The organism is Xanthobacter sp. BG11Y11_SDJG (assembly GCF_057364445.1).
This window is the reverse complement of sequence record NZ_JBNFNU010000318.1, coordinates 1-4,946: the sequence shown is the minus strand read 5'-3', so window position 1 is coordinate 4,946 and position 4,946 is coordinate 1. Positions and strand designations below refer to the sequence as shown.

The following is a 4,946-nucleotide window of genomic DNA, read 5'->3' as shown; positions in this document are numbered from 1 at the left end:
GGCCGCCGCGACACGGCCGCCGGTGCGCTGCGCAGATTGCCGGCACATGGCGCCCGCTCTTGCGCATCCTCCGGGGCCGGGCCCGGCAGCGCCGCGCCGCGAACTTTCTCATTGCGACCAGACAGATGCCGGCCGGGACCGATGAGGCCGCCGCGGGTGCCGCGGCGCGCGGTCCTGTCGATTGCCTGCTTTCGCGCCACCCGTTGCCCAATCATTCAGCTCTAACACCCCTAGCCTTGGAGAACTAACTTATTGCATATAATATTGAAAATCAGATGGAATGCAATTTTATCGGCTCTGTTCGCGTCCCCCAACCCCTTCTGAACGAGAGAGAATTCGCCATGGCCCGTCCCTCGTCCGATCAGCCGTCGAGCCGTCTGCTCGCCTCCCGCCGCCGCTTCCTGACCCTCACCGTTTCCGCACTCGCCGCCGCAGCCGCGGCCCCCGCGCTGCTGGCGCAAGTCTCAGGGCCGCCGCGGCCGCGCCGCTCACCATCGAGGACATCAAGAAGCGCGGCGTGGTGCGGATCGGCGTCGAGGCCGCCTATCGGCCCTTCACCTTCCGCGAGGGCAGCGCCATCGTCGGCTACGACGTGGACCTCGCGAAGGCGATCTTCGCCCCGCTCGGCGTGAAGGTGGAGATGGTGGACACCGCCTGGGCCGGCGTCATCCCGGCGCTCTATGCCGGCAACTTCGACGTCATCATGACCTCGCTCACCTACACCAAGGAGCGGGTCGCCAAGGTCGGCTATTCCATCCCCTATACCGAGGCGACGCAGGAGCTCTTGGTGCGCGCGGCCGATGCCGGCACCATCAAGGACCTCTCCGGCATGTCGGGCAAGGTGCTCGGCGTGAAGCTGGGTTCCGCCGGCGACACCATGAAGACCGGCCTCGACGAGAAGCTGAAGGCGGCCACCGGCAAGGGCTTCGCCCAGGTGAAGACCTATGACGACCACCCGGCCGCCTATCTGGCGCTGGCCCAGGGCTCGGTGGACGGCGTCATCAACACCCTCGCCACCCTCACCCAGGTGGTGAAGGACGCGCCCGGCAAATACGCCATCGTGCGCGACATCGGCCCGCGCAACTGGGCCGGCATCGGCACCCGCAAGGAGGACGAGGACCTCATCGCCTTCCTCAACCAGCGCATCACGGCGCTGAAGGAGAGCGGCGAAATCTACAAGCTGCAGGAGAAGTGGTTCGGCGTGCGCATGCAGCTCGCCGACAAGGTCCCGACCTTCTCCTGACCCCATCTCCCGCAGGCTGCCTGCGGCGCCGTCATCCCCCGGCGGGTCCGGAGAATCCCCCGCAGGGTCTGCCCGGCCGCTGGGTGGATGCCCCGGACGAGCCGGGGCATGACAGGCTCGAAACGACAAAGGTCATGGCCCCGCCATGCCCTCCGGCTGACGGCGGACGCGAAACGCGCGCCCGCCGCGCCGCACATGAAACTGAGGAAGCACCCCTCCCATGACCATCGACTGGTCCGTCGTCCAGATGGCCATCCCCCTGCTCGCGGAGGGCACGGTGATGACGCTGAAGATCGCCGCCATCGCCGGCATCATCGGCCTTTCCGGCGGCATCATCCTCGGCCTCGTCTCGCTCGGCGGCTTCGCGCCGGCGCGCTGGATGGTGCGCGCCTATGTGGACTTCATCCGCGGCACGCCGCTTCTGATCCAGATCTTCATCGTCTTCTTCGGCCTGCCGGCCATGGGCCTGCGGCTCGGCGAGTTCTGGGCCGGCGTCATCGCCCTCTCGCTCAATTGCGCAGGCTATGTGGCGGAGGTGGTGCGCGGCACCGTCGGCGCGGTGGAGAAGGGCCAGACCGAAGCGGCCAAGTCCATCGGCATGACGCGCGGCAAGATCCTCGTCTACGTGCTTCTGCCCCAGTCGATCCGCCCCATGATGCCGGCGCTCACCAACGACATCATCACGCTGCTCAAGAACACCTCGCTGCTGTCGGTGATCTCGGTCTACGAGCTGACGCGCTCGGGCCAGGCGATCATCGCCTCCCACTTCGCGCCGGTGGAGATCTTCACCCTGCTCGCCATCTATTACTACGCCATCATCAGCGTCCTCTCCTGGATTTCGCGGGTGATCGAGCGTCGCCTGCCGGCCTGGTGATCGCCATGACCTCCATCGCTCCCACCCCCGTGCCGCGCGGCCTGAAGCCGCTGCTCGCCGTGCGCGGCCTTCGGAAGTCCTTCGGCAACCGGGAAATCCTCAAGGGCATCTCGTTCGACCTCATGGCCGGCCAGACCTTGGTGCTGATCGGGCCGTCCGGCTCCGGCAAGACCACGGTGCTGCGCTGCCTCAACCATCTGGAGACGCCCGACGGCGGCACCATCGAGCTGCTCGGCGAGCCGATCGGCGGCGCCTATATGGGCGAGGAGGCGAAGTGGCGCCCCCTGCCGGAGGCGGACCTGGCGCGCCAGCGCCGCAAGTTCGGCTTCGTGTTCCAGCGCTTCAACCTGTTTCCGCACCTCACGGCGCTGGAGAATGTCGCCATCGGCCCGGCCAAGGTGCTCGGCCTGTCGCGCAGGGAGGCCGAGGCGCGCGCCGCGGCGCAGCTCACCCGCGTGAGCCTGGCCGAGCACATGGACAAGCGCCCGTCCCAGCTCTCCGGCGGCCAGCAGCAGCGCGTCGCCATCGCCCGCGCGCTCGCCATGGAGCCGCGCCTGATCCTTTTCGACGAGCCCACCTCGGCGCTCGATCCCGAACTGGTGCACGAGGTGCTGGACGTGATGGCGGAACTGGCGCGCGAGGGCATGACCATGGTGGTGGTCACACACGAGATGAGCTTCGCCCGCCGGGTCGCCGACCACCTGATCTTCATGGCCGACGGCGAGATCGTCGAGGAGGGACCGCCCGAGGCGGTGTTCTCCGCCCCGCGCGAGGAGAAGACCCAGCGCTTCCTTGCCCATGTGCTGAACCGGTGAGCGTCATGACACAGACCAACCAACCTGCGCTCGACCTCCTCGTCACCGGCGCCACCCTCCTCACCGGCGATCCGGCCCGGCCCGCGATCGAGCACGCCTGGCTCGGCGTGAAGGACGGCCGCTTCGTGCTCATCGCGGACGCGCGCGCCGACGCCGCGCCGCCCACTGCCCACCGCTGCATCGACCTGCCGGGGCGCGTGATCACGCCCGGCTTCCTGAACATCCACACCCACGCCAACCTCTCCATGGTGCGCGGCGTGGCGGAGGACCTCGGCTTCGCGCCGGCCTACACGCCCGGCATCCCCCAGGGCCATATGGTGACGCCGGACGAGGCCTATGCCATCTCCCGCCTCGGGGCGCTGGAGGCACTGCTGTTCGGCTCCACCCTCATCAACGACACCTTCGTCCATGCGGACGTGGTGACGCCCGCCATGGCCGAGATCGGGCTGCGGGTGTGGTCGTGCGGGCGCATCCACGACGTGGACTTCTCCGGTGTCTCGCTCGGCCGCTGGGAGCATGTGGACGCCATCGGCGACGAGAAGCTGAACGATGCGCTCGAACTCGCCGCCCGCTACGAGGGCAAGAGCGGCGGCCGCATCGGCGTGCAGCTCGCCGCCCATGCGCCGGACACCTGCTCGACGCCGTTCCTGAAGCGCATCGCCCGCGCGGCGGAAGAGACCGGGCTGCGCGTCACCACCCATCTCTCCCAGAGCAAGGTGGAGGTGGCCCGCATCCGCGAACGCGACGGCAAGAGCCCGCCGGAACTGCTGGAGGAGCTGGGCCTGCTCAACGACCGCCTGCTGGCGGCCCACTGCATCCATGTGAGCGAAGCCGACATCGCCCGCATCGGCCGCGCCGGCATCCATGTGGCGCACATCGCCAAGGGCAACGCCACCGGCGCCACCATCGCCCCCACCCAGAAGCTGCGCGCGGCGGGCGCGAAGCTCACGCTCGGCACGGACAACATGCACGCCGACATGGTGGAGGTGATGCGCTGGGCGCTGGCGGTGGGCCGCATCCAGATGGGCGCGGTGACGGACGACTGGCAGCCCGCCGCCGTGTTCGAGATGGCCACCATGGCCGGCGCCCGCGCCATGGGGCTCGAGGCCGAGATCGGCTCGATCGCGCTGGGCAAGAAGGCGGACTTCGTCGCCTTCGACTTCCGCCGCGTCCACCTCACCCCGCGCACCAACGTGCTCGGCAACCTCGTCCATGTGGCCCACGGGCGCGACGTGGAACTGGTGGCCGTGGACGGCGAAGTGGTGGTGGAGGCGGGCGCCGCCACCAAGGTCAATGAAAGCGACATCCGACGCGACGCCGAGGCCGCCATCGCCGCGCTCTGGCGTCGGGCGCGCGGGGACTGACGACATGCGCATCCTGCTCATCAATCCCAACACCTCGGCCGACATGACCGAGCGCATGGTCGCGACCGCCCGTCCGGTGCTGGCGCCGGACGTGGAGCTGATCGCCCTCACCGCGACGCAGGGCCTGCCCTACATCGCCAGCCGCGCCGAGGCGGTGGTCGCCGGCGCGCTCACGCTGGAGATGATCGCCGCCCACCAGGAGGGCATGGACGCGGTGGTGATCGCCGCCTTCGGCGATCCCGGCCTCGTCGCCGCGCGCGAGCTGTTCGATCTGCCGGTGGTGGCCATGGCGGAAGCGGCCATGCTCACCGCCTGCATGCTGGGGCCGAAATTCTCCATCGTCACCTTCTCGCCGGCGCTGACTCCCTGGTACGAGGACGCGGTGGCGCTCACCGGCATGGGCGCGCGCTGCGCCTCCATCCGCGTGCCGGAAGCGGGCTTCCGCTCGGTGTCCGACGTGCAGCACGAACTGGAAGCCGAGCTTGTGGAAACCACGCGCCGCGCGGTGGCCGAGGACAGAGCGGACGTGGTGATCCTCGCCGGCGCGCCGCTCACGGGCCTCGCCCAGCGGGTGGCGGACCGCGTGCCGGTGCCGCTCATCGATCCGCTCAGCCGCCGCCGTGGGCCAGGCGCAGGTGCTGGCGCGCCTG

The 4,946-nt window shown here is 69.5% G+C and carries 6 protein-coding genes; 5 read left to right on the top strand and 1 reads right to left on the bottom strand.

Annotation, left to right across the window (positions count from 1 at the left end):
• Positions 1-200 (bottom strand): hypothetical protein (locus AC2W7M_RS19650; RefSeq protein ID WP_486134252.1); only part of this gene is annotated, 200 nt, incomplete at its 3' end.
• A 317-nt stretch (positions 201-517) separates the two neighbouring features.
• Between AC2W7M_RS19650 and AC2W7M_RS19645 the strand changes: the two genes are divergently transcribed.
• The 5 genes from AC2W7M_RS19645 to AC2W7M_RS19625 all read left to right on the top strand — a co-directional run.
• Positions 518-1,243 (top strand): transporter substrate-binding domain-containing protein, encoded by a 726-nt coding sequence (locus AC2W7M_RS19645; protein WP_486134250.1) that lies wholly within the window; start codon positions 518-520, stop codon positions 1,241-1,243.
• Between the two features lie 220 nt (positions 1,244-1,463).
• Entirely contained in the window at positions 1,464-2,117 is a 654-nt protein-coding gene (locus tag AC2W7M_RS19640; protein WP_486134248.1) for an amino acid ABC transporter permease, read from the top strand.
• A 5-nt stretch (positions 2,118-2,122) separates the two neighbouring features.
• Positions 2,123-2,932: an amino acid ABC transporter ATP-binding protein gene (locus tag AC2W7M_RS19635; RefSeq protein ID WP_486134246.1), complete on the top strand. Its 810-nt coding sequence runs from the start codon at positions 2,123-2,125 to the stop codon at positions 2,930-2,932.
• 5 nt (positions 2,933-2,937) lie between these two features.
• Positions 2,938-4,296, top strand: a complete 1,359-nt coding sequence (locus AC2W7M_RS19630) for an amidohydrolase family protein (RefSeq protein ID WP_486134244.1) — start codon at positions 2,938-2,940, stop codon at positions 4,294-4,296.
• Between the two features lie 4 nt (positions 4,297-4,300).
• A partial coding sequence (locus tag AC2W7M_RS19625; RefSeq protein ID WP_486134243.1) for an aspartate/glutamate racemase family protein occupies positions 4,301-4,946 on the top strand: 646 nt, incomplete at its 3' end.

Excerpts from the sequence above, each read along its gene's own strand:
- AC2W7M_RS19640 (WP_486134248.1), top strand. The coding sequence starts at position 1,464 with ATGACCATCGACTGGTCCGTCGTCCAGATGGCCATCCCCCTGCTCGCG.
- AC2W7M_RS19635 (WP_486134246.1), top strand. The coding sequence starts at position 2,123 with ATGACCTCCATCGCTCCCACCCCCGTGCCGCGCGGCCTGAAGCCGCTG.
- AC2W7M_RS19630 (WP_486134244.1), top strand. The coding sequence starts at position 2,938 with ATGACACAGACCAACCAACCTGCGCTCGACCTCCTCGTCACCGGCGCC.